A 24,387-nucleotide genomic window follows, 5' to 3' on the forward strand; every position below is an offset into this window, starting at 1 on the left:
CGCAGTCAAGGCCTGCCGTACGGGATTTCCTTCCGGTTTGAGGATTCGGATGCGTACCCTCCGAGTCCGGGCGCATCCCGTCCCGGGCGGGAATTCTTCGTTTACCGTGTAAAAGGATATCGCAGTCCATGGTGCCATGTTTCCATGGGCGGTCAGCTGTCGAATCCAGAGTATGGAGTGGTGGATCCATGTCAAGCTTGATGAACACTTACCTGCAGCTTCCCGTCACGTTTGCGCGGGGAGAAGGGGTATGGCTGTGGGACGAAGCAGGGAAGCGCTATCTCGATGCCCTGGCAGGGGTCGCCGTGTGCGGCCTGGGCCACTGTCATCCCCGGCTGGTCGCGGCGATCTGCACGCAGGCCAGGACCCTGATGCATACCTCCAATCTGTACCATATTGGTCGGCAGGAGCAATTGGCCGAGAGACTGGTGACATTGTCGGGCATGGACAATGCCTTCTTCTGCAACTCGGGCGCGGAGGCGAACGAGGCGGCGATCAAGCTGGCAAGGCTCTACGGTCACGGCCGAAGCATCGACCAGCCCACGATCATCGTCATGGAAAAATCCTTTCACGGACGCACCATGGCAACCCTGACCGCCAGCGGCAACCGCAAGGTGCAGGCGGGTTTCGAACCGCTGCTGACGGGGTTCGCGCGGGGTCCCTACAATGATCTGGACGCCGTGACGCAGGTGGGCGTGCACAACAAGAACGTGGTTGCGATACTGGTGGAGCCTTATCAGGGAGAGGGCGGTGTCAACGTTCCCGAAGCGAACTATCTGCAGGGGTTGCGCAGCCTGTGCGACCGGAACGGCTGGCTGCTGATGCTGGACGAGGTGCAGTGCGGCATCGGCCGCAGCGGCAAGTGGTTCGCGTTCCAGCACAGCGACATCATGCCGGACGTCATTACCCTTGCGAAAGGACTGGGCTCCGGGGTCCCCATCGGTGCCTGCCTGGCGAAAGGTGCTGCCGCCACGGTCTTCGGGCCCGGCAATCATGCCTCGACCTTTGGCGGCAATCCGCTGGTCTGTGCCGCCGCACTGACCACCCTCGAAGTCATCGAGGAAGAGAACCTGCTGGAGAACGCGAGGGCGGTGGGGGACTTCATACGCGGCACACTCAGGGAGCGGCTGCTTGGCTTGCCCGGCGTGCAGCAGATTCGCGGGCAGGGGCTGATGATCGGGCTCGAGCTGTCCCGCCCGTGCGGCGAACTGGTGCGAAAAGCGCTGGACCAGGGATTGCTGATCAATGTCACGTCGGATAAGGTGGTGCGTCTGCTCCCTCCCCTCGTGATGCGGCGCAGCGAGGCGGAGCAGGTGGTGGATACCCTGGTCGCGCTGGTGGAAGCGTTCCTGGCGAAGTGAGTCGACGGATGGATCCTGTCGCCCGGCTATCCATGTGAAATTATGATGCAGGTCAATCATTTCTTGCAGTTCAACGATTTTTCCCGGGAAGAGTTCGAGTACTTGTTCGAGCGCACCCGGTGGATCAAGCATGAATTCAAGCAGTATCGGCGCTACTGGCCGCTGGTGGACCGCACCATGGCGATGATCTTCGACAAGCACTCGACCCGCACCCGCCTGTCGTTCGAGGCGGGTATGCACCAGCTCGGGGGGGCGGCGATCTACCTCTCCATGCGCGATACTCAGCTGGGTCGCGGCGAACCGGTGGAGGACGCGGCGCGCGTCATCTCGCGCATGGTGGACATCGTCATGATCCGTACTCACGAGCACGACATTGTCCGGCGGTTTGCGGCGCACTCGCGGGTTCCCGTCATCAATGGATTGACCGACGAGTATCATCCCTGCCAGATCATGGGCGACATCTTCACGTTCATCGAGCACAGCGGCAGCATTTCCGGCAAGACGGTGGCCTGGATCGGGGATTCGAACAATGTCTGCAACACCTGGCTGCAGGCGGCGGAGATATTCGACTTCAACGTGCACGTCTCGACCCCGCCCGGCTACGAAGTCGAGCCGGAGCGCGCGGGGCTCTATGGCACCGATCATTACGAGGAGTTCGCCGATCCACATGACGCCGTACGGGATGCCGACCTGGTCACCACGGACGTGTGGACCAGCATGGGCTTCGAGGCCGAGACCGAGGAGCGCAAGAAGGACTTCGCCGATTTCCGCGTGGACAGCGAGATGATGGCGTGTGCGAGGAAGAGTACGGTATTCATGCACTGCCTTCCCGCGCATCGGGGAGAAGAGGTGGAGGCGGCGGTAATCGACGGACCGCAGTCGATTGTCTGGGAAGAGGCCGAGAACCGATTGCATACCCAGAAGGCGCTGATGGAATACCTGCTCCTGGGGCGCGTGGACGATCCTGCCGGGCCATCCCCTGTTACGGGCAACTGAATCACATGCGTGAACCGGCTATTCATTACTCAGCGAGCGTGGCATGAAGAGAAGAAAGGGCAAGTCGGGGGTGGATAAGGTCGTTCTGGCCTTCTCCGGAGGGCTGGACACCTCGGTGATCCTGAAGTGGCTGCAGGATACGTACGGCTGCGAGGTCGTCACGTTCACCGCCGACATCGGCCAGGGAGAGGAAGTGGAACCTGCCCGTGCGAAGGCCAGGAAGCTCGGGGTGAAGGAGATCTACATCGACGATCTGCGCGAGGAGTTCGTGCGCGACTTCGTCTTCCCCATGTTCCGGGCGAATACGATCTACGAGGGCGAGTATCTGCTCGGCACCAGCATCGCGCGTCCGCTGATCGCCAAGCGCCAGATCGAGATCGCGCGCGAGACCGGTGCCGATGCGGTGGCGCATGGAGCGACCGGAAAGGGCAACGATCAGGTGCGTTTCGAGCTTGGCTACTACGCACTGCAGCCCGACATTCGCGTGATCGCCCCGTGGCGGGAGTGGGATCTGACCTCCCGGGAGCGGTTGCTGGATTACGCGAAGCAGCACGGGATCCCGGTGGAGATGAAGAAGAGGAAGGGCTCTCCCTACAGCATGGATGCCAACCTGCTGCACATTTCCTACGAGGGCCGCATCCTGGAGGACCCCGCCCGGGAACCGGAGGAGTCGATGTGGCGCTGGAGCGTTTCCCCCGAGCAGGCCCCGGACGAGGCGGAATACCTCGATCTGGAGTTCAGCCGGGGCGACATCGTGGCGCTGAACGGCGAGGGACTGTCTCCCGCGCACGTGCTTGCCCGGCTGAACCAGCTGGGGGGGAGGCACGGCATCGGGCGCCTGGATCTGGTCGAGAACCGCTACGTCGGCATGAAATCGCGCGGCTGCTACGAAACGCCCGGCGGCACCATCATGCTGCGGGCCCATCGGGCCATCGAGTCCCTCACGCTCGACCGGGAGGTGGCGCATCTGAAGGACGAACTGATGCCGCGCTATGCTGCCCTCATCTACAACGGCTACTGGTGGAGCCCGGAACGCAGGCTGCTGCAAGGCATGATCGATGCGTCCCAGGAAACGGTGAACGGCCGGGTGCGGGTCAAGCTCTACAAAGGGAATGTGACCGTGGTTGGGCGCGATTCCTCGACGGATTCGCTGTTCGATGCCCGCATCGCCACCTTCGAGGATGACGAAGGCGCCTACAACCAGGCCGATGCGGCCGGATTCATCAAGCTGAATGCCCTGCGCATGCGCATTGCGGGAAACATGAAGAGCAGGGGATGATCGAGGCTTCTGCCCGGGCCATCATCGTGCCGGGCGGGCAATGCCGGGAGGGAGGCGCGGACGTATGCCATCATTCGACATCGTTTCGGAAGTGGACGGGCAGGAGATCAGGAATGCGGTCGACCAGGCCAACAAGGAGGTCGGCACACGCTTCGACTTCAAGGGCTCCGATGCGCGCGTGGAGCAGTCGGGCCACACGTTGACGTTGTACGCGGACGACGGTTTCAAGCTGGACCAGGTGGGGGATATCCTGATGGGAAAGCTGACCCGGCGCGGCGTCGACGTGCGCTGCCTGGACAGGGGTGCGACCGAAAAGATCGGGGGCAACAAGGTCAGGCAGCAGATCACGGTCAGGACCGGGATAGAGACCGATCTGGCGAAGAGGATCGTCAGGCTGGTCAAGGACAGCAAGCTCAAGGTGCAGGGCAGCATCCAGGGCGACGCGGTGCGCATTTCGGGTGCGAAGCGCGATACCCTGCAGGAAGCGATACAGCTGGTCAAGAAGTCCGTGACCGACTTTCCGTTGCAGTTCCAGAACTTCCGGGAATGAATCGCTCCGATGCAGGCTGCATCGTCATCTTGGAGGTCGGCGCAGGCCGGTGATCCACCTGCCGTACAGGCGGCGGGCGACCTGTTGCAGGGCCGATATACGCTGAAGCAGGTCTATCTGCATCGCTTCAGCCGACTGAACCGCGGGCCCGGGGTAGGCGGTGATTTCGTCGGCCCCTGCGCGGCACCAGGTCCGGACCATCTCTTCCGTCATTTCCACATGGCACTGCAGGCCCAGGTGCGCCCCCAGCGCGAACGCCTGGTTGGGGCAGTAGGGGCTGGAAAACAGGCGGACAGCGCCACTTGGAAGGGTAAAGCTTTCCCCATGCCAATGAAAGGGCTCGAAGGCGGACAGATCGCCGAGCCAGGCGCGCGCCACAGGGTGGTCGGCAACGTCGACCCGGCCCCAGCCCAGTTCCCTGGAAGGATCCCTGTCCACTCTTGCGCCCAGCGCCTTGGCCATCAGTTGCCCGCCCAGGCAGTGGCCCAGCACCGGGATGTCGCCGGCCACGGCCTCCCGGATCAGCGCGAGCACCGGTGCGATCCAGGGAAGATTGTCGTTCACGCTCATGGGTCCTCCCATGAATACCAGCCCGCTGAACGATGTTGCCCGATCCGCAGGTACCTCGCCGGCATCGATCCTGATGAGCTGCCAGGGGATCGCGTGCAGATCTAGAAAGGTCGACAGGTAGCCTGGACCCTCGATGGAGGCGTGCCTGAAGATGGCGACGGGTTTCACGGAAATGGTATCGATTCCTCCTGGCTACCGGCGGCGCCAGGGTGCGATGTCCGCATCCGGAATCACACGCTGTCCAATGATGTTGGTATTGCTGAAGTCTGCCCGCTCGTGCGCGCCGACGAGATACATGTTGTTTCCGATGCGAATCTCGATCTGTCCGCTCGCCACGGCGACGCTGCCGCCCCCCGGGTGTTTGCTGATGGTGAAGCGTGTACCGAGGTCGCGGATGTGAGCGGTACCCACCTTGATCTGCAACGTGCCCGGGTTTGCGCCCCTGACATCGAAGTATGCGTTGCCGCGCAGCAGTTCGATGTGAGGAGGATGGGTGTCACTGACAGTTACGCTGCTGTCCGTATCCAGGCTGACATCGATTTCCGGGTTGGCTGCGAAGGTGATACGTTCTCCCGGCAAGGTCTCGTGCAGCCGTGTTGCCGAGGGGCTGGCGATGAGCCAGGACATGATCCCCAGGAACGCCGCCGTGGCGAGGATACAGAGGTTGATCAGGAGTCCCCGCCAGCTGCGTAACCGTATCACCGTGGGCATGTCGTCATGGTCGCGTCGATGAACACATTTCCAGGGGCAGCTCAGCGCAGGATCGTCGCGGGATCAGGCGCGCATGAGCCAGCTATTCGATCATGCTACTCATCCAGTACCGCCGGATCCGTCACGAATCCGATTCGAACCAGTCCGGCCTTGGCCGCGATGGACATGACGCGCGCCACGTGCTCGTAGTGGACGTGCCCGTCCGCGCGTATATGAAGCTCAACATTGGGATCGTGCTGCACCGTTGCGGCAAATCGTGGCGCGAGCTGGTCCAGGGTGACGGCCTCTCCATTCCAGTAGAGACTCGCATCCTCGCGGATGCCGAATTCAACATGCTCCGGCTTGGTGATGTTCGGACTGCTCGTCGCCTTGGGCAGATCCACCTTGACCGAGTGTGTCAGCAGGGGTGCGGTGATGATGAAGATCACCAGCAGCACCAGCATCACATCCACCAGCGGCACCACATTGATCTCGGTCATGGGAGCCTGCGCGCTGCTCCCGTTCACGCCGCCAAATGCCATTATGGCCTCCTGTCCCCAGGTGCGGCCGCCGGAGCGACGATGCGCAACTGCCGTTCGTCTTCCGCGGAACTATTGGCCTTGGTGCCCACAGCAATCAGCACGAACAGGTCATGCGCGAAGGTGTCGAGGCGTGCCAGCCAGATGCGGTTGCGGCGCACGAACGTATTGTAAGCCAGTACCGCCGGGATCGCCACCGCCAATCCCAGCGCCGTCATGATCAGCGCCTCGCCCACCGGGCCCGCCACTTTGTCGAGAGTGCCCTGGCCGGACAGGCCGATCTGCACCAGCGCGTGATAGATGCCCCACACCGTGCCGAACAGCCCGATGTAGGGTGCGGCGGAGCCTGCGGAGGCAATCACCGTCAGGCCGTTTTCGACACGGGTCGCTTCCTGGTCCAGACCGTTGCGCAACACGCGGGTGATGAACTCGCTCGTTCCGCCCGCTGCTGCCAGCTTCTGCACGCCGTGCTTCTCGGAATCGGCCGCGGCGTTCATGGCCAGTTGCGCAAGCTGGGCAAACGCATTGTCATCGGGGCAGTTCTTCAGGGTCGAATTGACCTCCTGCAGGGAACTCGCACTCCAGAAGTGCTTGAGGAAGACTTCCGCGCGCTGCCGGGCCAGGTAGTTGGAAATGCCCTTGGTCAGTATGAGATACCAGCTCGACACCGAGAGGGCCAGCAGAAGCGCCAGCACACTGATTCCCACCGCGTCCAGCTGGGCGAGAAAATTCGAAAACCCCATACCCTGTTCCATAGAAATCAGTCTCCCTGCAGTGCGAAGTTGAAAGGTTGGAGCGCGATGGCGCGCACCGGCTGTCCGTTGCGTTGCGGCGGCGCACAGCGCCAGGTCTTCACCGCCGCCAGTGCGGCCTCGTCCAGGCGCTTGAAGCCGCTACTGCTGATGATCTGCGCCACGCTGATGAGGCCGTTCTTGTCCATTTCCACCCGTATGACGAGCTTGCCCTCTTCGCCGAGCCGGCGAGAAAGTGGGGGGTAGGCGGGTGCGTTCAGTTCAGGGCACGACACCGACAGTTCCGACGACAACGTGATCGGCCCCGCGTCCATCTGCGGGCGGGGCGCCTCGACCACGGGCTCCGGGACGGGATCCGGTTCCGGGTCGGGTGCCATCGGCAGAGCGACGGGCTCGCTCGGGGCGATGATCGGCGCCTCCGCCACCAGTTGGCGCGCCTGGGGGGGTTTCTTGACGGGTTCCGGCTTGGGTGGGGGAGGCTCCGGCTTGGGTTCTTCCTTGGGTCTGCTTGCAGGAATGAAATTGACGATCAGGGTCGCCAGCTTCTCGGGGGGCGGAATCAGTTTCTGGGTGAACAGAAAGTACAGCAGCCCACCATGGACGGCGAGGACGAACATCAGGCCGGGCAGGGAGACTGGATTCTGGCGGGCAATCATGAAGGTTCAGCGACTCTGGGTGCTGCGGCTGGAGACGGCGGTACGCACCAGCCAGTCTTCGACGAACTGCCTGCTGACCAGGCCGGTCCTGGCCTCACGCTGGTGTTGGCGATTGTAGAAGTAGGTACGCGGGACTTCGCCATACCAGCGGCTGTCGATCTCGAAGCGCAGGCGCTCCGGTATGTCGTCGGCGAAGGCCCACTGCTCCACCTTGCCCATGTCGTAGCCCTTGATCCGCGACACCAGCCGTGACGCCTCGCTGACCGGGTCCGTGGCGATCAGCACAATGTCCAGCGCCGGCTTGCTCCGCTTGAGATCGCCGAGCATCTTCAGTTCGGTCGGACAATACTGGCAGTCGAGAGACCACAAGACCAGGACAAAGGGCTTGCCCGTGCGTGCGCCGAGAATGCCCTCCAGGCTGCCCGACGCAAACGGTCGGACGGTATCGGCCGCGCCACCAGCCTGCGCGGCGAGCAGCATCAGTACGGCCAGCCATGCTTTCGCCAGCGGGTGGCGCAGAAGGCGTTTCATGGCAGAAGAGACGGAAGCCATGGCAAAAGGCCCGGCCGTCCCGAAGCGGGACATGGAGAGATGCGATTGGACCGATAGGCCATCAAGTGTGATCAATTATATTGACTAAGAATCAGTTGCACTTACATTTTAGCACATAAATGCATCACCTGGCACGAGGTGCGGACGGGAAAGGATGGCTGGCGACATCGGCAACATCCCATGCTGTAGCGCCTTTCCAGCATAGATTCTGAAATTTGGAGAGGATGATTTGTTTTTATGCGGTGAGAAATCGTCGATGGCGGCGCGCGTCTGGAGGGCGATGCGCGCATGAGCCTGCAAGGGACGTGTGGCGATACAACGGGGCGGATCTCGATATTATGGATGAGCCCTTCCGGTTTAAGCAGTATTTTTATATCCGATTAATGGATAAATAGTAGTATTGCCGGTATGCCCTTTCTGTAGGGAAATGGCGCGACGTATTGTAGGAAAAGCCCGGCGGCACGAAAGGCATCCCTTTAGGCGGGCGAGGACTGGAGAGCAGGGAGGCGGGGATGGGAAGTTGCTATACTATAATATTCTCAACCCGGCGGGGTGCGGGCGAACGGAGGCAGAATGGAGGGCAGGACTGGAGCGCCCAAGGATCCTGATGGGCGTGATAGCATCGCGGCGTCTCCGTCGAGGGAGGTGAAGGTCTCTGCACCCGGGTTCCTGCGGCGGCTGATGAGCATGGTGTACGAGTCGATGCTCCTGCTTGCGATCCTGTTCATCGCGGGCTTCATCTTTCATCTCGCGTTCCGCGACACCGGCTCCATCCTCTTCAGGCCCGCGTTCCAGTGCTACATGTTGCTGGTGGCGGGCGGCTACTTCACCTGGTTCTGGACCCATGGGGGACAGACCCTGCCCATGCAGACCTGGAAGTTCCGGGTCGTGAGCGCGGACGGGGCGCCGCTCACCCTGAAGCAGGCGGTGGCGCGCTATCTGTTCGCGGTGATCGGCATCTTTCTCTTTGGCGGCGGCATCGTCTGGGCGCTGTTCGACCGCAACCGCCAGTTCCTGCACGACCGGCTGGCAGGCACCCTGATCGTCAGGCTGGAGGGCGGGACGCCGCTCCCCCTCGCGAGGAGTTGACTGTTGGCGCGCAAGCTATACTATCAATGTATTCCACCCGGATCGGTTTCGGCATGACTCGAACCGGCAACGAAAAGACAGGCACCGATGGACATTGACGCGCTGCTCGCCCCGATTTCGCCCGATCTGCCGGCGCATCCAGCCAGAAAAAACAGCGCTGCAACCGGGATAATCTTGATAAGATGCCATGGAAATTTCATGCTTCATTTGCTCCTGAATGGGGATTCGGGGCATCCGCGGTGCTTCCTGGTACCGGGCATGAACGGGACGGGGATGGAAATCAATCCAGATCATATCGCTAAACACACGGCAAATTGTTATTGTTCTGTATCGTTTTTTCCGCCCGGCATCCGGGAATCCGCACAATCCGGTTACGATGAGGGCGCGCGGCGAGATCCGGCTCCACTCGGCGGGAGCAACCCACCTGGGCCTGCGGCGCGACAACAACGAGGACGCCTACCTGGCCATGCCCGGATTCGGCTTGTTCGCCCTTGCGGACGGAATGGGAGGCGCAGCGGCCGGTGAGGTGGCCAGCCGTTACTTCATCGAGACGACCCAGGCCTTGTTCGAGGGCCAGGCCAGGCTTTCGGCAGCCGGCCTGCCCGCACTGGTCCAGGAAATATTCGATCGTTCCAACGCGCGCATATTCGAGCATGCGAGACGCCATCCGGACGATTGCGGCATGGGATGCACCGGGGATCTCCTCCTCTTTCATCGCGAGCGTTACGTGATCGGGCACGTGGGCGACAGCAGGATCTATCTGCTGCGCGACGGCGACCTGCGGCAGTTGACCCGGGACCATTCCCTGGTGCAGCTTCAGGTGGATCGCGGGGTGATCACTGCGGAGGAAGCCAGGGTGCATCCGAAGAAAAACATTCTCCTGCGGGCGCTCGGCACCGACAGCCACGCCTTCTGCGATACGCACGAGGGGGTCGGAAGGTCCGGCGATCTGTTCCTGATGTGCTCGGATGGGCTGACCGACATGGTGCATGATTCCATGATCCGCGATGTGCTCGCTTCGGAGGAATCAATCCGGCAGAAGGTGGAGAACCTGATCCAGGCAGCACTGGCGGCCGGTGGCCGGGACAACGTGACAGTGATTCTCTGCGAGATGGAGGCGGCGGCATCCAGCGGCGGGCACTCCGCCTGAACCGGGCTATGCGGTGCCGCCCACCGTCAGTCCGTCGATGCGCAGGGTGGGCTGGCCCACGCCCACCGGTACGCTCTGGCCATCCTTGCCGCAGGTTCCCACGCCGGGATCGAGCGTCATGTCATTGCCGATCATGGAGACGCGCGTGAGCACGTCGGGGCCGTTGCCGATCAGGGTGGCGCCTTTTACCGGGTGGGCGATCTTCCCGTTTTCTATCATGTAGGCCTCGGCTGCGGAGAAGACGAACTTGCCGCTGGTGATGTCGACCTGGCCACCGCCGAAGTTGGCCGCATACAGGCCGTGCTTGACCGAGGCGATGATCTCCTCCGGGTTCCTGTCGCCGTTCAGCATGTAGGTATTGGTCATGCGCGGCATGGGAATGTGCGCGAACGACTCGCGCCTGCCGTTGCCGGTGACGGACGCGTGCATGAGACGCGCGTTCAGGCTGTCCTGCAGGTAGCCCTTGAGTACGCCGTCCTCTATCAGGACGGTGCATTGGGTGGGATTCCCTTCATCGTCGACGTTCAGCGACCCGCGCCGGCGGACGAGTGTGCCGTCGTCCACCACCGTCACGCCCGGGGCGGCGACGCGTTCGCCGATGCGTCCCGAGAATGCAGAACTGCCCTTGCGGTTGAAGTCTCCCTCCAGTCCGTGCCCGATGGCCTCGTGCAGCAGTATTCCAGGCCATCCCGATCCCAGCACCACCGTCATGGTGCCGGCAGGCGCGGGCTTCGCCTCCAGGTTGACGAGGGCCTGATGCACTGCCTTGGCGGCGTAGTCTCGCAGGATCTCGTCGGTGAAATAGTCGTAGCCGAAGCGTCCACCGCCCCCGGCCACGCCTTGTTCGAGTCTGCCGCCCTCCTCGGCGATGACTTGCAGGGACACGCGTACCAGTGGACGCACGTCCGCCGCGAGGATGCCGTCGCTACGCGCGACCAGGACGATCTCGAATTCCCCGCCCATCGATGCCATGACCTGGATGATGCGCCTGTCGAGTGCACGCGCATAGCCTTCGAGCTTCTCGAGCAGGGCCACCTTGTCTTTATCGCGGAGGCTGGCGATGGGATCCTGCGGCAGATAGAGCTCGCGGCCCCTGCCTTTTCTGACCGCCTGTACCGATTGAGCCGTTCCCTGACGGGCGATGGCCCGGGTGGCCTGCGCCGCGGAAACCAGCGCAGGCATGCTGATGTCATCGGAGTAGGCGAATGCGGTCTTGTCTCCGCTCACCGCGCGCACCCCGACACCTTGGTCGATGCTGAAGCTTCCCGACTTGACGATACCTTCCTCGAGCGCCCAGCCTTCGGTGCGGCTGTACTGGAAGTAGAGGTCGGCGTGGTCGAGACGGTGCGCGAACATCCGCCCGAAGATCTGCTGCAGTCCTTCGGTGTCGATCTCGTAGGGCGCGAGCAGGCACCGGTCGGCGGTTGCGAACAAGTCGTCGGGGGAAAGGAGGCGGTCTGCGAGGGTCATATGTGGGCCCGATGGAGGGACGATGGAAGGCTTCAGCAGTGGTGCAGGGTGCGATGCCTCAGCGCGGGCAGGCTGCTGCGCAGGCTGACTTGGTAGGTCGGATTGATGCTGGCAATGACGACGCCCGATCCCCGGGGAAGGCGGTCCAGCACGACCCCCCATGGATCGACGATCATGGTGTCGCCGTGCGTCTCCCTGCCGTTGACGTGATAGCCGCCCTGGGCAGGGGCGATGACGTATGCAAGATTCTCGATGGCGCGGGCCCGTATGAGGGTCTCCCAGTGGGCCTTGCCGGTGGTCGAGGTGAAGGCGGAAGGCGCGACGATGATGTCCACGTCCTTCATCGAGCGGTAGAGCTCGGGAAAGCGTAGGTCATAGCAGACGGAAAGACCGATGCGGCCGAACGGCGAGTCCACGGCCACTACCTCGCTGCCGGCCTCGATGGTCTGCTCCTCGGCATAGTGCTCGTTGCCGAGTTCGAGGCCGAAGAGGTGCATCTTGTCGTAGCGTGCCACCCGCCGTCCCTGGTCGTCGTAGACCAGGCAGCTGTTGCGTACCTTGTCGGGCCGGGAGGATTCCAGCGGCACGGTACCGCCCACCAGCCAGATCCCGAGACGCCGGGCCGTCTGGCTGAGGAACATTTGGATCGGGCCGTGATGGTCCCGCTCGCGCACCTCCACCTTGTCCGCGTCCTGCAGGCCCATGATGCAGAAGTATTCCGGCAGCGCTGCCAGCTTCGCTCCCTGGGCCGCCGCCATGTCGAGCAACCGCCCCGCCTCCTCCAGGTTGCCGGATACATTGGGGCCGGTCGCCATCTGGATCGCGGCAACGCGCACGGAACTGCCGTGGAGCATGTCGTTCACGGGTCTCGCAGCATCGCCGGACATCGGTGGCACATCGGTTTTTCCACGCCGGTGGAGGCTGTCTTCACGTTGATCGGTTCCCGCAATGCACCGGGCCGGAGGGTGCACTCTGGCACCGCTTCGGCCCGGCGGGAAGATACGGGTCGGTACGTCGTAGTCTAGCGTGCCGGATCCATTCCGGCAAGCGGCTTTGGGCATCCCTTCTAGCGGGATATCGGGGTGATGACCGGATCCAGCCAGGAGCCGGCCACGCTGTACCGCCTGAAAGGCGGGTTGCGCTGGAGTGCCTGGCTGACGATGCCGACCACCGGCGTGGCCGGTCCGAGCGAGGGGGTAACCGTCACCTCCAGTTTCTGCGTCTCGGCTTCCAGATTCAGTTCGCCATCCATGATGACCTTCGCCGCAGGTCCTTCGATCCTGAAACCATCGATGGTCGCCATGCCGCCATTGATGCGGACGTCGCCCAGGAGATCGTCGAAACTGAAGCCCTCGCTGAAGATGTCATGAAAGTCCAGCATGATTCTTCGAGGCAGCGTGCGTGGATCGAACATTCCGAACAGCCTCCCGATTCCAGGTTCGAAATTGGGAAACTGGCCCCGTTTTGCAGTCAGGGTGACATGTCCGACGAGCGTCGGATAGTCGATCGACTGCGGGCTTCCATTCCAGGTCAGCTCACCCGAAAGCCTGCCCTGACCCCGTTTGATGCGGTCGGGATAACCGATGCGGGCCAGGAATCCGCCGATGTCAGTGGCATTGAAAGTGATGGATGCCTCCACCTGAGGTGGAGTGGCACGGCTCCGCCAGATTCCATGTGCCGCCAGGAAGCCGTCCTCCTGGGTGAAGCGCAGGGTGTCGATACGCCATCCCTGGGCCTGGGGAACCGCTATCAGCTCCAATGCGCCGAACTGTCTGTTGCCCGCGGAAAAATGATCGACAGTGATGTCGAGAGCGGGTCCGCTTTTCTTCAGGTGCGACAGGGTCGGCGCGGAAGCGGGGGAAGCCGGAAGGTCCGGCGGAATGACCAGCGTCTTCAATCGCGCCACGATTTTTCCGCTTCCTGACGAATTCCACTCGATGCTGCCCTCGGCCTCCCTGCCGGCCACGCTGGCAAGCCATTGTCTGCCCTGCCTGTCCGCGTTCAGCACGATGTCATTGAAGCGCTTGCCCAGCGCATCCAGCGCCTGGATGCGGACGTGGATGCTCGCCGGTTCGGGGAAGGCGGCCGTGTCGCCTGCTGCCCGTTCGAGCAAGGCCTGCCAGTCGTCCAGATCCAGCCGGGGCAGAGTGCCGGTCAGCGATATGCCCTGCGCGGATGCGGGTGGAATGGGTGTATCGCCGAAATGGATATGGCCGCGTGTTTCGTAGTGATGGTCCAGTTCGCTACGATCGCGCCGGAGCCGTGCAGTGACCTGCTTGCCATAGTCGAGCGCCAGGATATCCGCGGTTTCGAGAATCGTGCGCTCGAAGCGCAGCGGCGTGCCGTCCGCGGTGGCTTTGGAAAAGGGCTCCGGCAGGGTCGAGGTCAGGCCCTGCAGCGACGACTCGACCAGAATGCCTGCTACCCGGCCCTCGCGTATGCGAGCGGACGCGCTCCAGTCCGCGGTACCGTGCAGATGCTGCACCCATGCGGGCGCGGCCTTCGTCCTGATACCCGCCAGGGATACGGATGGAGCGCCGGGGCTGGCGCGCCCGACGACGGAGAAGTGCATGTCACCGTTCGGGGTGGCGTGGGAATTCATCGTCATCGGTCCGCCCAGGAATTGGGCAGTGATCTGCTCCACGCTTATCCCGGCGTCGGAGAATGCGAGGACGCCATTGATGTCGCCAACACCGGGCAGGTATTTCCCCGGCTCGATCCGATTGCCGATGAAGCGATATCGTCCCGCCATCCTGATCCCGCCGTCCTCATGCAGTGGAATCGCGAGCCTGAGCGACAGCCTGCCGCTGCCGCCGACATCCAATCCGCTGTAGAAGCGATTGCCGGCGTTGCCGGGAAGGTGGCGGTCGACGAACCTCAGGAATTCACGGGTGGGGCCCTCGGCTTCTCCCTCGCTTTCCAGGACTGCATCCGCTGCACCGATGTCCGCGATCCGCAGCTTGACGTGGCTCAGACGTGTGCCGTGGAGGGCTGCGTCCGTGGCGGCGAGTTTCATTTCATTGCCGCGGAACTGCAGGTCCCCCGATATGTCTTCGATCGGGGGCCATCCTGGAACATAGTCCAGGGTGATTCCGGTCATGCCGGCCTGGAGCTGGAATAGGCCCGGGTCGTTCGAGGCGAAAGGGAAGCGGGCGAGATCGCCCTTGAGACGCAGCCGTACATCCCGCAATTCTCCTCTCAAGAATGCCTGATCCAGCCAGGCCTTGAGCGCCGGATTCATCCCCAGGGGCGTGTAGTGTCGCAGGCTGTCCGCACTGACGCGGGCCAGGCGCCCTGTCAGATCGATCGTTCCCGGCGATCCCGGGAGGAGGCGGTAGTTTCCGGAGAACGACCCGGTCGCATCTGGATTGATAAAGGCAAGACGGCCGATTCGGAGCAAGGCGCCTCCCTCGGGCGGCAGGCTCCAGCCCACCTGGCCGGACAAGGTTTCGAATGCGAGCGGCCGTTGCAGCACGTCCGGCAGCGCCAGGCTGGCATGACGGGCGTCGAGGTCGAGGCTGCCTCCGTGCTGCGTGAAGCGAACGCGCCCGCTCAATCCGCCGAAAGCCGGAAGATCCGCGTACGCCTCCGTGGACAGGCCGGCAAGCTCCGCCGCCACGCTGAAGCGGGCGGGCAGGGGCTGCGCGGCACCCCATTTAACCTGCAGATGCCGCAGGGTACCCCGGGGGGAGGCTTGGTCGATCCGTTCGCGCAGAGGCCGAGGGAGGGGAAGATATCTGCCCAGCCTTCCATGGGTTTGCAGGTCGAGGACGTCGACGTCCAGCCTTCCTCCACCCGCGAGCCCCGCATCGGCGGAGGCCAGCCTCAAGGAAAAGCTGATGGGCTGCAGCACTTCCTGGCCATGCATGGACGCGCCCAGGCGCTGGGCGGAAACCTCCATGCCCGTACCGTCGTGCTCGGCCTGCCAGCCTAGCCTGCCGCGCAGGTGATCGAGCTCCAGTTCCGGCAGCTCACCGGCCAGCTGCATGCCGACGTGGTGCACGTGGATGTCTGCGGTCAGTCTACGTATTCTTCCCTGATCCATCCAGGACCATATGCGCAGCGCCCCGACGCCGCGGCGCAGTCCGATCTCGCCGGGCACGGGCAGCCAGGCGAGCGCAGCGGCGATGTCGGCATGGTCGATCTGGACGAACATCCGCCCCTGCCATCGTTCCGGCGCGCCCAGCGACCTTCCGGTCAGGTCGCCGCGCAGATCCAGCCGGGTGGACAGATGGGGCGGCGGTGTCGCCCGTATCCCGAACCGGTGGCGGTCGCCGTTGTTCCTGAGCCTCAGGTCGACCCGCAGCGGCAATGCCGGCGCATTGCGTAATTCGTCGCGCCAGAGGATGGTGGCATTCCGGATGATGACCTGCCGCTGGCGCAGCAACCAATCGGAGAAACCGTCTTCCCCGTCCGCCGGCTCGGCATCGACCAGGAATCCGGCCACATGGATGGCACCCGAAGCGTCGCGGCGAACGATGAGGTCGGGCCGGTCGATCTCGATCGTGCGGAAACGGAGCTCGGCGTGCGCGAGCGAGCGCCAGGCGAGCGTACCTTCCAGTTGCTGCAGCAGCAGCACGGGATGGCCCGCCCGGTCGTGCACCTTGACCGTGTGCAGCAGCATGTGGGGACGCAATCCGTCCCAGTTGGCGCGGATGCCGCCGATGGTGACGTGCTGGCCGGTGGCGTGGCTGATCGCGGCGGCAATGGTTTCACGGTAGCGCTCGATATCGGGCAGCAGCCAGTAGCGCAACAACAGCAGCAGGCAGGCAAAACACGCCGCCGCCACGATCAATGTCCATGCAACCCAGCGGAATAGACGGCTGCTTCTCTGTGCCAGAGGTAGAATGGCGGCTAGGTTCAATCGATCGTTCCCGTGTCGTGTATGGCAACGTCCCTTTCATGCAGCTGGGAAGATGTGCGGTTTCAGGTGTGCCCGCAGGATGAATGATCGGGATCGATCGTGGCGGATCCCGTGCCGTTTGCGCGTCAGGGCGGCCGTTTGATGCTGTCGGAATATATTGTCCCCGGGAAACTCATTGTAACCCCGAATTCTCAGCCATGCATGCCGATCATTCGCGTACCGGAGAGATAGTCGAGTCGGTGCTGCCGTACAGCCGCTACCTGCAGCGCCTGCTGGCGGGCGAGCCTGGCCTGCGGGAGGATCTCGTGCTTGGACTGCCACATTCCTTCGCACGGGAGGAGATGGAGGATTTCCTCGAAGCGCATGCGGAAGAGGCGCGCACCGAGGAGGGACTGGATCGCGTCCTGCGTCATCTGCGCAAGCGCGTCATGCTGCGCCTGATCGTGCGTGACCTGGTGGGGACGGCGGATCTGGAGGAGGTGATGGCCTGCATGACGCATCTGGCGGAAGTCCTCATCGATTTTGCGCTGGTGCGCCATCACGCCTGGCTAGCCGACCCGGACCGTTATGGGCAGCCGCGAGGTGCCGTGGATGGCATGCCCCAGGAGATGGTGGTCGTCGCCATGGGCAAGCTGGGGGGGGGCGAACTCAACGTCTCTTCGGACGTGGACCTGATATTCGTCTATCCGGAAGATGGCGAGACTGACGGGGCCCGCCGCATCTCGAACCATGACTTCTTCGCCCGTCTGGGCCGCAGGCTGATCGCCAGCCTGAACGATCTGACGTCCGATGGGTATGTTTTCCGCGTGGACATGCGATTGCGGCCGCACGGGGAGAGTGGCCCGCTGGCGGTGAGCTTCGCCATGCTGGAGGACTATTTCATCAGTCATGGACGGGAATGGGAGCGTTACGCCTGGATCAAGGGCCGCGTCGTGGCGGGTCCCGACGTGGAGGGGGGAACGCTCATGGAGCGTATCGCGCAACCTTTCGTCTTCCGCAAGTACCTGGATTTCGGCGCCTACGAATCGATGCGCGGCCTGTACGCACAGATTCGCCGGGAAGTCGCGCGACGGGAAATGCGTGGAAATATCAAGCTGGGGCCGGGCGGCATCCGTGAGATCGAGTTCATCGCCCAGGTGTTCCAGTTGATACGCGGCGGGCGCGACGCTGATCTGAGGGTCCGCCCCACCCTGGCCGTACTGGAGCAGCTTAGGATCAAGCGCCAACTGCCGGAAAGCGCGGTCGCACAACTTGCCACGGCCTACTGCTTCCTGCGCGCCCTCGAGCACCGCCTGCAATACCTGGACGACCAGCAGATCCAGTCGCTGCCGGACGATGCCAACGACCAGGGGCTGATTGCCGCCGCGATGGGATTCTCCGAGCTCGGCAATTTTCAGCGTGCGCTTGAATGCCACCGTCGCAACGTGACGCTCCACTTCGAGCAGATATTCGCGACACCGCTCGAGACCCCGGCATCCGACTCGGTGGCCTGGTTGTGGCAGGACCAGGACGGGAGAGCGCCAGGGGGAGAGGATGCCCGCACGTGGTTGGCCAGGATGGGGTTCTCCGATCCGGACCGCGTCCTCGATCGCCTGCGGGCATTCCGTGCCAGTGTCCGCTACCGGCAGTTGCCCCGATCCAGCGCGAAGCGGGTCGATGCGCTGGTGCCTGCCGTGATCGAGGCAGCCGCAGGATTCCCTGCTGCCGATGCGACGCTGGAACGCCTGCTGCTGCTGCTCGAGAGCGTCAGCCGCCGTGCTGCCTACCTCGCACTGCTGCGCGAGTATCCCCAGGCGCTGGATCGCGTGGCGAGGCTGGTGTCCGCGAGCCGGTGGGCGGGCGACTATCTGTGCCGCCATCCCATCCTGCTGGACGAACTGCTGGGTACGGAAGATGCCGGTCAGGCTCCCGACGCCCTTGCATCCGGAAAGAGGCTGATGCGTCAGCTCGAGAGCGCCGGTGCCGCCGCGGAGGACGACACCGAGCAGAAGATGGACGTGCTGCGCCATTTCCAGCATGCGGAGGTGTTCCGCCTGCTGGCCCGGGACGTGGCGGGGCTGCTGCCGCTGGAGACGCTGAGCGATCGCCTGAGCGATCTGGCCGACCTGATGCTGGATACCGTGCTGCGCCTGGCCTGGGCGGGGCTGAGAAGGCGGCACCGGGATGTCCCGGCCTTCGGTGTCATCGGCTATGGAAAGCTTGGCGGCAAGGAGCTGGGCTATGCATCCGACCTCGACATCATATTCCTCTACGACGACGCGCATCCCGACGCGCAGGAGATCTATGCCAGGCTGTGCCAGCGCATGAATTCCTGGTTGACAAGCCGCACCTCCGCCGGCCTGCTGTATGAAACCGACCTGCGGCTGCGCCCCAATGGAGGCAGCGGCCTGCTGGTGAGTTCCATCGAGGCCTTCGACCAGTACCAGAAGCACCAGGCTTGGGTGTGGGAGCACCAGGCCCTTACCCGGGCCCGGTTCGTGGCGGGGGACGAAGGCGTGAGGCGGGCTTTCGACGCCACCCGGGATGCAGTGCTGTCTCGGCGGCGCGATCCGGCGCTCCTTGCAGCCGAGATCCTGCGCATGCGTGGCAAGATCCGGGAAGCACATCCCAATCCGACGCGGCTGTTCGATGTCAAGCATGACCGCGGCGGCATCATAGACATCGAGTTCATCGTTCAGTACCTGGTGCTGGGCCATGCATGCGAACATCCCCGGTTGCTTGGCAATATCGGCAACATCGGGCTGCTCAGAACGGCCGGAGAACTTGGGCTGATCCCACGTGACGCGGCGCAGCGGGTGCTCGACGCCTATCGTGAATTCCGCAGGATACAGCACCGGATACGGCTGGACGGAGAACCGGCGGTCGCGGGAGAATCGCGGGTGGGAAACGTCTCGCCATCATCCGTGCGTGTCGAGTCGGCCGGCCTGAAGCGGGAAATCGAGGCGGTGCTGGATTTGTGGGAAGCGGTGTTCGGTACCCGGTGGCCTGCCTGATCCGCCGCCCGGACCGTGCGGCGCGCCCCGCGGATGTGTCCCTTCTTTCAGGCGAAAATGCGCTAGAATAGCGGGATACGCATCTTTCTGGGAGACTGCTCGAATGTCCATGGCCGACCGCGACGGCGTGATCTGGAGCGACGGGGAAATCATCCCCTGGCGCGAGGCCACCACGCACGTGCTGACTCACACGCTGCACTATGGCCTGGGTGTTTTCGAGGGACTGCGTGCGTACCGGACTGCGCGGGGTGCCGCGATATTCCGGCTCCAGGAGCATACCGATCGCCTGTTCAATTCGGCGCACATCTTCATGATGCGGATACCCTACGACAGGGCGACGTTGATGCAGGCCCAGTGCGACATGGTGAGGCTCAATGGTCTGGAGTCATGCTATATCCGGCCGATCGCCTACTACGGATCGGAAGCCATGGGCATTTCCGCCAAGACGCTCACGGTGCATGTGGCCATCGCCGCATGGCCGTGGGGAGCCTATCTGGGGGCGGATGGTCTCGAGAACGGCATCCGCGTCAAGACTTCGTCATTCACCCGCCATCACGTCAACATCAACATGTGCCGCGCGAAATCCGTCGCAACCTATGCCAATTCCATCCTGGCGCATCAGGAGGTCGCCCACGACGGCTACCACGAGGCGCTGCTGCTGGACGTGGACGGCTACGTGGCGGAAGGCTCGGGCGAGAACATCTTCATCGTCAAGCATGGCAGGCTCTACACGCCGGACATGACCTCCTGCCTGGAAGGCATCACGCGGGCCTCCATCATCGAACTGGCCGCGGAGGCGGGCATCCCCGTAATCGAGAAGCGGATTACGCGGGACGAGGTCTACTGTGCCGACGAAGCCTTTTTCACCGGCACTGCGGCCGAGGTCACGCCCATCCGCGAACTGGACAACCGGTGCATTGGCAACGGAACGCGCGGGCCGGTGACCGCCAGGCTGCAGGCCATGTTTTTCGACTGCGTCAACGGCAGGGCGGAACGGCACGGTAACTGGCTGACCCACGTGGGCTGAAGGCAGGCGGACACCCTAACGGAAACCCATCGATGCAGAAACCAGCCACCGACAACAGGCAGCGCCATATAGAGGTGACGGCGGACGACCTGCCGCTGCACTGTCCCATGCCGTCGATGCTGCTGTGGAACTCCCATCCCCGCGTCTTCCTGCCGATAGAGAAGACGGGAGAGGCACTATGTCCCTACTGCGGCACGTACTACACGCTCAAGGGCGGCGCGACCGGCGGCCATCACTGAGCGCGGCCCGATCATGCCTTCCATGCCAGTCCCACCGCCAGAGATCTTCAAGGCCTACGACATCCGCGGAGTTGTCGGCAGCACGCTGACGGCGGCGATCGTCGAGGCGGTGGGGCATGCCATCGGTTCCGAAGCGCGGGCCCGCGGGCTCGCCTCGATCGCGATCGGGCGGGACGGCCGTCTGTCGGGTCCCGACCTGTCGCAGGCGCTGGCGCGAGGGCTGCTCAGGAGCGGGGTCGATGTGATCGACGTGGGCATGGTCGCCACGCCCATGCTCTATTTTGCGGCGCATACCCTGTGCGGGTACTCGGGGGTGATGGTGACCGGCAGCCACAACCCGCCGGACTACAACGGCCTGAAGATGGTGCTGGGAGGCGAGACCCTGGCTGCCGAGTCGATCCAGGCGCTGCGCCGCCGCATCGAGGGCCGCGATCTGCTCCATGGTGCGGGGGGATATAGCGAGCACGACATTGCGGGCGCCTATCTGCAACGCATCGTGGATGATGTCAAGCTTGCGCGTCCGATGAAGGTCGTGGTCGACTGCGGCAACGGCGTGGCCGGCGCCTATGCCCCTGCCCTGTATCGCGGACTGGGATGCGAAGTGGTGGAATTGTTCTGTGAAGTGGATGGCGCTTTTCCCAATCATCACCCCGATCCTTCCGTGCCGGAGAACCTGCGCGATCTGATCCAGGCGATCTCGCGCACTGGCGCGGAGATCGGGCTGGCTTTCGATGGCGACGGGGACCGGGTGGGCGTCGTCACGCGCGATGGCCGCATCATCTATCCGGATCGCCAGCTGATGCTGTTCGCCGCCGATGTGCTGTCCCGGAACCCGGGAGCTCGCGTCATCTTCGACGTGAAGTGCACCCGCAACCTGACGCCGTGGATCGAACGGCATGGCGGAGAGGCGGTCATGTGGAAGACCGGGCACTCCTTCATCAAGGGCAAGCTGAAGGAGACGGGTGCGCTGCTGGCGGGCGAGATGAGCGGGCACATCTTCTTCAAGGAGCGCTGGTATGGATTCGACGACGGCCTGTACGCGGGTGCGCGCCTGCTGGAACTGCTCAGTCGCCACGAGGAGGGGGGCGCTGCCGTCTGGGACGGCATTCCCGACGCCGTCAGCACGCCTGAGCTGCAGATTCGGCTGAATGAGGGCGAGAACTACGAGGTGATCGCCCGACTGCAGGCTTCGGCGCGCTTCGACGATCCGCAGCGCATCATCACGACGGACGGCTTGCGGGTCGAGTACCGCGATGGCTTCGGCCTGGCTCGTTCGTCCAACACCATGCCCGTGATCGTGCTGCGCTTCGAGGCCGACGACGAAGCGGCCCTGAGGCGCATCCAGGAAGACTTTCGCCGCGCCATCCTGCAGGCCGCGCCGCACGCGGTGCTGCCCTATTGATCCGTATCCCGCTGCGGCGTTTCCCCGGTGTCGCGCGCCTCTCCGATTGCGAACACGTGGCAGGCCCATGCCGGGACGTCGAGGTAGAGTCCGCTTGCCTGCAGGTCGTCTCCGTCACGCAGGTGGGTTTCCATGCCCATGCGGTCGCGCAGCCGCCATGTCTTCCCTCCAAGGTCGTTCCAGGACGAAAGGGTGACATAGCACTGGCCGGGGTGGTCCGAGAGATTGACAGCGACCAGGTACTTCTCTCCATGCCGCCCGCTCCACGCATAGGCGACGAAATCCTCTGCCGTGTGGTTGCCATCCCATGCCGGGCGGCATGCCAGCAGCACCCAGCCGCCGTCGCGCACGGCAGGGTCGCGCAGGCATGCCAGCAGCCTTTGGTAGAAATCCGCAACTGCGGCATCGACAGGTTCCGCCGGTCCACGCTCCAGGTGAACCGGAACGCGCACCTTGCGCCCCTGGAGTTGGCCGTGGTGGAAAAAGCGCAGCCCCGGCGCCAGGTAGGTGACGGTCGCCGCGGCCCGATGGGCGGGCGGCGTGAACACCGCCGCCGCACGCGGCTCGTCGTGGTTTTCGAGGAAGCGCGCCAGCCTGTCCTGGAAATCGGAACCAGCCAGGAGATGTTCGCGCACCGGGCGGGCGTGCAGGGCACGCAGCCGATCGTAGAGCCGCTTGTCGTAGGTGTAGTCGAATCCCTGCTGCTGCAGCGTCCATTCCAGATCCCAGTACACTTCGGCGAGAAACAGGAATCCCGGCATCTCCGCGTGCAGGCGTTGCGTCACGCCTGGCCAGAAGGGTTCGGTGCGGATGCCCCAGGTGCGTTCGAAGACCTCCGGCAGGATGAGCATCGCCATGTCGCAGCGTACGCCATCGCAGCGCAGGGCGACGGCGTGCAGTACCCGGCGCATGGCGGCCCGGAGGTCAGGATTGCCATAGTTCAGCTGGAGCGTGTCCGGCCAGGCGGGGAAGTACGGATCGCGCCCGTGGGCGAGAATCCGGACCTCCTCGGGTGTCGTGATGCGGCAGTAGTCGCCGGGAGAATCCGTCAGTTGCGCTTCATTGCCATTGATGTAGTAGTCCGGGTGACTGATTGTCCAGCGGTGGTCGAGGGCTGTGTGATTGGGTACGAAATCGAGGATCAGGCGCAGCCCTCGGTGGTTGAGCCGGCGCCGCAGGCGGTCAAGTGCCTCGTCGCCGCCGAGGGCTGCGTGTCCCCGGTAGTCCTGGATCGCGAAGCAGGATCCGCAGACGTCGGACGCCTGAAAATCGGGGAGCGCGCGACGATACTCCTCCAGCCATTCTGGATGGGTGGCCGATACGCGCCGGCCGGCCGGGCCCGTCTGCCATGCGCCCATGCACCAGATCAGATCGAATCCGGCCTCGGCCCAGCCGCCGAGGTCGATATCGGGGATGTCGTCCAGCGTGGCGGGGCGGCCCAGTGCGGCAGCACGCTCGGACAGGTAGTGGCGGACATCGATCTGGAGCAGGGTGGGGTAGCGGGATCGGGTTTTCATCGGATCGTTCCGAGCGGCGATACGGCCGGGTTTCCCCTGCTTCGCTATGGCCCGCCGTTTCGATCACCCAAACTTCATCCCATCTTTGGTAAACTCTCGCGGCAGGCGTACAGGAATTCCGGTGGCTTGAGAATCCAGCATAACATATCGATCGGAAGCATGGCATGATCAAGGTTCTTTTCGTGTGTATGGGCAATATCTGCCGTTCACCGACCGCGGAAGCGGTATTCCGGCACCAGGTAAGGCTGGCAGGGCTCGGTGATGCCATTCATGTCGATTCCGCGGGCACCCATGACTTCCACGTGGGAAATCCGCCGGATGAGCGTGCCCAGAAGGCGGCGCAGCGGCGTGGCTACGATACCCGGGGATTGCAGGCGCGCCGGGTCAGCCGGCGGGACTTCGAGACGTTCGACTATATCCTGGCAATGGACCAGGACAATCTCGCCGTGCTCGAACGGGAATGTCCCGACCGGCACAGCCACAAGCTGGGATTGCTGATGCAGTACAGCAACACATTCTCCCAGGGGATGAAGGAGGTGCCGGATCCTTATTTTGGCGGGCAGCAGGGTTTCGAGCATGTTCTCGACCTGGTGGAGGAAGCAGGAAGGAATCTGCTCGACCAGATTTGCAGCGAAAGGATGACGCGTCTTCCCTGATCCGGCCGGGCCGTGAGAGGTGCCGCAAGCACGGC

At 63.7% G+C, this 24,387-nt stretch carries 22 protein-coding genes; 11 read left to right on the forward strand and 11 right to left on the reverse strand.

The features are described from left to right. Nucleotides 1–188 precede the first annotated feature (188 nt). The 4 genes from BT108_RS08310 to BT108_RS08325 all read left to right on the forward strand — a co-directional run bounded on the left by BT108_RS08310 (nt 189) and on the right by BT108_RS08325 (nt 4,186). On the forward strand, nt 189–1,361 hold the full coding sequence (locus BT108_RS08310; protein ID WP_072294074.1) for an aspartate aminotransferase family protein: 1,173 nt from the start codon (nt 189–191) through the stop codon (nt 1,359–1,361). A gap of 45 nt (nt 1,362–1,406) precedes the next feature. After that, on the forward strand, nt 1,407–2,357 hold the full coding sequence (gene argF, locus BT108_RS08315) for an ornithine carbamoyltransferase (RefSeq protein WP_177257284.1): 951 nt from the start codon (nt 1,407–1,409) through the stop codon (nt 2,355–2,357). A 43-nt stretch (nt 2,358–2,400) separates the two neighbouring features. Further along, nucleotides 2,401–3,636, forward strand: coding sequence for an argininosuccinate synthase (locus BT108_RS08320; protein WP_072294076.1), 1,236 nt, complete (start codon nt 2,401–2,403; stop codon nt 3,634–3,636). A gap of 64 nt (nt 3,637–3,700) precedes the next feature. Beyond that, nucleotides 3,701–4,186, forward strand: coding sequence for a YajQ family cyclic di-GMP-binding protein (locus BT108_RS08325; RefSeq protein WP_072294077.1), 486 nt, complete (start codon nt 3,701–3,703; stop codon nt 4,184–4,186). A gap of 24 nt (nt 4,187–4,210) precedes the next feature. Here BT108_RS08325 and BT108_RS08330 read toward each other — a convergent pair whose 3' ends face one another. The 6 genes from BT108_RS08330 to BT108_RS08355 all read right to left on the reverse strand — a co-directional run bounded on the left by BT108_RS08330 (nt 4,211) and on the right by BT108_RS08355 (nt 7,924). Beyond that, the gene (locus BT108_RS08330) at nt 4,211–4,924 is read right to left on the reverse strand and encodes a type 1 glutamine amidotransferase (protein WP_072294078.1); all 714 of its coding nucleotides are present in this window, start codon (nt 4,922–4,924) and stop codon (nt 4,211–4,213) included. 24 nt (nt 4,925–4,948) lie between these two features. Next, nucleotides 4,949–5,467, reverse strand: coding sequence for a FecR family protein (locus BT108_RS08335; RefSeq protein WP_072294079.1), 519 nt, complete (start codon nt 5,465–5,467; stop codon nt 4,949–4,951). Nucleotides 5,468–5,562: 95 nt separating this feature from the next. Beyond that, on the reverse strand, nt 5,563–5,988 hold the full coding sequence (locus BT108_RS08340) for an ExbD/TolR family protein (RefSeq protein ID WP_072294080.1): 426 nt from the start codon (nt 5,986–5,988) through the stop codon (nt 5,563–5,565). Next, nucleotides 5,988–6,740: a MotA/TolQ/ExbB proton channel family protein gene (locus BT108_RS08345; protein ID WP_072294081.1), complete on the reverse strand. Its 753-nt coding sequence runs from the start codon at nt 6,738–6,740 to the stop codon at nt 5,988–5,990. The genes BT108_RS08340 and BT108_RS08345 overlap by 1 nt, the downstream gene beginning before the upstream one ends. 5 nt (nt 6,741–6,745) lie before the next feature. Next, on the reverse strand, nt 6,746–7,393 hold the full coding sequence (locus tag BT108_RS08350) for an energy transducer TonB (protein WP_072294082.1): 648 nt from the start codon (nt 7,391–7,393) through the stop codon (nt 6,746–6,748). 6 nt (nt 7,394–7,399) lie between these two features. Beyond that, nucleotides 7,400–7,924, reverse strand: coding sequence for a TlpA family protein disulfide reductase (locus BT108_RS08355; RefSeq protein WP_072294115.1), 525 nt, complete (start codon nt 7,922–7,924; stop codon nt 7,400–7,402). A 666-nt stretch (nt 7,925–8,590) separates the two neighbouring features. Between BT108_RS08355 and BT108_RS08360 the strand changes: the two genes are divergently transcribed. Further along, nucleotides 8,591–9,034, forward strand: a complete 444-nt coding sequence (locus tag BT108_RS08360; RefSeq protein ID WP_072294116.1) for an RDD family protein — start codon at nt 8,591–8,593, stop codon at nt 9,032–9,034. A 23-nt stretch (nt 9,035–9,057) separates the two neighbouring features. On the opposite strand, the gene BT108_RS13980 is transcribed toward BT108_RS08360, so the two are convergent. Further along, nucleotides 9,058–9,234, reverse strand: coding sequence for a hypothetical protein (locus BT108_RS13980; RefSeq protein WP_218184846.1), 177 nt, complete (start codon nt 9,232–9,234; stop codon nt 9,058–9,060). Between the two features lie 176 nt (nt 9,235–9,410). Between BT108_RS13980 and BT108_RS08365 the strand changes: the two genes are divergently transcribed. After that, on the forward strand, nt 9,411–10,184 hold the full coding sequence (locus tag BT108_RS08365; RefSeq protein ID WP_072294083.1) for a Stp1/IreP family PP2C-type Ser/Thr phosphatase: 774 nt from the start codon (nt 9,411–9,413) through the stop codon (nt 10,182–10,184). Between the two features lie 6 nt (nt 10,185–10,190). Here the strand turns inward: BT108_RS08365 and tldD are convergent, their stop codons facing one another. The 3 genes from tldD to BT108_RS08380 all read right to left on the reverse strand — a co-directional run bounded on the left by tldD (nt 10,191) and on the right by BT108_RS08380 (nt 16,518). After that, on the reverse strand, nt 10,191–11,654 hold the full coding sequence (gene tldD / locus BT108_RS08370) for a metalloprotease TldD (protein ID WP_072294084.1): 1,464 nt from the start codon (nt 11,652–11,654) through the stop codon (nt 10,191–10,193). Nucleotides 11,655–11,686: 32 nt separating this feature from the next. Continuing rightward, complete coding sequence (locus tag BT108_RS08375) at nt 11,687–12,508, reverse strand: carbon-nitrogen hydrolase family protein (protein WP_255369672.1); 822 nt, start codon at nt 12,506–12,508, stop codon at nt 11,687–11,689. 212 nt (nt 12,509–12,720) lie between these two features. Next, a complete protein-coding gene (locus BT108_RS08380) occupies nt 12,721–16,518 on the reverse strand; it encodes a YhdP family protein (RefSeq protein WP_255369669.1) in 3,798 nt (1,265 codons plus the stop codon). Nucleotides 16,519–16,715: 197 nt separating this feature from the next. Here BT108_RS08380 and glnE point away from each other — a divergent pair, with 197 nt between their 5' ends. The 4 genes from glnE (at nt 16,716) to BT108_RS08400 (ending at nt 22,179) form a co-directional block, all read left to right on the forward strand. Beyond that, nucleotides 16,716–19,511 (forward strand): bifunctional [glutamate--ammonia ligase]-adenylyl-L-tyrosine phosphorylase/[glutamate--ammonia-ligase] adenylyltransferase, encoded by a 2,796-nt coding sequence (gene glnE, locus BT108_RS08385; RefSeq protein WP_072294086.1) that lies wholly within the window; start codon nt 16,716–16,718, stop codon nt 19,509–19,511. Nucleotides 19,512–19,614: 103 nt separating this feature from the next. Further along, on the forward strand, nt 19,615–20,538 hold the full coding sequence (locus tag BT108_RS08390; RefSeq protein WP_072294087.1) for a branched-chain amino acid transaminase: 924 nt from the start codon (nt 19,615–19,617) through the stop codon (nt 20,536–20,538). 32 nt (nt 20,539–20,570) lie between these two features. Continuing rightward, nucleotides 20,571–20,777 carry a zinc-finger domain-containing protein gene (locus tag BT108_RS08395; RefSeq protein WP_072294088.1) on the forward strand — a complete coding sequence of 69 codons (207 nt, stop codon included), beginning with the start codon at nt 20,571–20,573 and terminating at the stop codon, nt 20,775–20,777. Between the two features lie 22 nt (nt 20,778–20,799). After that, on the forward strand, nt 20,800–22,179 hold the full coding sequence (locus BT108_RS08400; protein ID WP_072294118.1) for a phosphomannomutase/phosphoglucomutase: 1,380 nt from the start codon (nt 20,800–20,802) through the stop codon (nt 22,177–22,179). Here the strand turns inward: BT108_RS08400 and BT108_RS08405 are convergent. Further along, on the reverse strand, nt 22,173–23,696 hold the full coding sequence (locus BT108_RS08405) for an alpha-amylase family glycosyl hydrolase (RefSeq protein ID WP_072294089.1): 1,524 nt from the start codon (nt 23,694–23,696) through the stop codon (nt 22,173–22,175). The genes BT108_RS08400 and BT108_RS08405 overlap by 7 nt on opposite strands. A gap of 164 nt (nt 23,697–23,860) precedes the next feature. Between BT108_RS08405 and BT108_RS08410 the strand changes: the two genes are divergently transcribed. After that, nucleotides 23,861–24,352, forward strand: a complete 492-nt coding sequence (locus BT108_RS08410) for a low molecular weight protein-tyrosine-phosphatase (protein WP_072294090.1) — start codon at nt 23,861–23,863, stop codon at nt 24,350–24,352. Nucleotides 24,353–24,387 lie beyond the last annotated feature (35 nt).

It is taken from the genome of Nitrosovibrio sp. Nv17 (assembly GCF_900119085.1).
In the GTDB taxonomy this organism is placed as follows: Bacteria; Pseudomonadota; Gammaproteobacteria; order Burkholderiales; family Nitrosomonadaceae; genus Nitrosospira.

What these genes read in the sequence shown, in the direction of transcription:
- BT108_RS08310 (WP_072294074.1), top strand. Translation starts at nt 189, where the DNA reads ATGTCAAGCTTGATGAACACTTACCTGCAGCTTCCCGTCACGTTTGCG.
- argF (WP_177257284.1), top strand. Translation starts at nt 1,407, where the DNA reads ATGCAGGTCAATCATTTCTTGCAGTTCAACGATTTTTCCCGGGAAGAG.
- BT108_RS08320 (WP_072294076.1), top strand. Translation starts at nt 2,401, where the DNA reads ATGAAGAGAAGAAAGGGCAAGTCGGGGGTGGATAAGGTCGTTCTGGCC.
- BT108_RS08325 (WP_072294077.1), top strand. Translation starts at nt 3,701, where the DNA reads ATGCCATCATTCGACATCGTTTCGGAAGTGGACGGGCAGGAGATCAGG.
- BT108_RS08335 (WP_072294079.1), bottom strand. Translation starts at nt 5,467, where the DNA reads ATGCCCACGGTGATACGGTTACGCAGCTGGCGGGGACTCCTGATCAAC.
- BT108_RS08340 (WP_072294080.1), bottom strand. Translation starts at nt 5,988, where the DNA reads ATGGCATTTGGCGGCGTGAACGGGAGCAGCGCGCAGGCTCCCATGACC.
- BT108_RS08345 (WP_072294081.1), bottom strand. Translation starts at nt 6,740, where the DNA reads ATGGAACAGGGTATGGGGTTTTCGAATTTTCTCGCCCAGCTGGACGCG.
- BT108_RS08350 (WP_072294082.1), bottom strand. Translation starts at nt 7,393, where the DNA reads ATGATTGCCCGCCAGAATCCAGTCTCCCTGCCCGGCCTGATGTTCGTC.
- BT108_RS08355 (WP_072294115.1), bottom strand. Translation starts at nt 7,924, where the DNA reads ATGAAACGCCTTCTGCGCCACCCGCTGGCGAAAGCATGGCTGGCCGTA.
- BT108_RS13980 (WP_218184846.1), bottom strand. Translation starts at nt 9,234, where the DNA reads ATGAAATTTCCATGGCATCTTATCAAGATTATCCCGGTTGCAGCGCTG.
- BT108_RS08365 (WP_072294083.1), top strand. Translation starts at nt 9,411, where the DNA reads ATGAGGGCGCGCGGCGAGATCCGGCTCCACTCGGCGGGAGCAACCCAC.
- tldD (WP_072294084.1), bottom strand. Translation starts at nt 11,654, where the DNA reads ATGACCCTCGCAGACCGCCTCCTTTCCCCCGACGACTTGTTCGCAACC.
- BT108_RS08375 (WP_255369672.1), bottom strand. Translation starts at nt 12,508, where the DNA reads ATGCTCCACGGCAGTTCCGTGCGCGTTGCCGCGATCCAGATGGCGACC.
- glnE (WP_072294086.1), top strand. Translation starts at nt 16,716, where the DNA reads ATGCATGCCGATCATTCGCGTACCGGAGAGATAGTCGAGTCGGTGCTG.
- BT108_RS08390 (WP_072294087.1), top strand. Translation starts at nt 19,615, where the DNA reads ATGTCCATGGCCGACCGCGACGGCGTGATCTGGAGCGACGGGGAAATC.
- BT108_RS08395 (WP_072294088.1), top strand. Translation starts at nt 20,571, where the DNA reads ATGCAGAAACCAGCCACCGACAACAGGCAGCGCCATATAGAGGTGACG.
- BT108_RS08400 (WP_072294118.1), top strand. Translation starts at nt 20,800, where the DNA reads ATGCCAGTCCCACCGCCAGAGATCTTCAAGGCCTACGACATCCGCGGA.
- BT108_RS08405 (WP_072294089.1), bottom strand. Translation starts at nt 23,696, where the DNA reads ATGAAAACCCGATCCCGCTACCCCACCCTGCTCCAGATCGATGTCCGC.
- BT108_RS08410 (WP_072294090.1), top strand. Translation starts at nt 23,861, where the DNA reads ATGATCAAGGTTCTTTTCGTGTGTATGGGCAATATCTGCCGTTCACCG.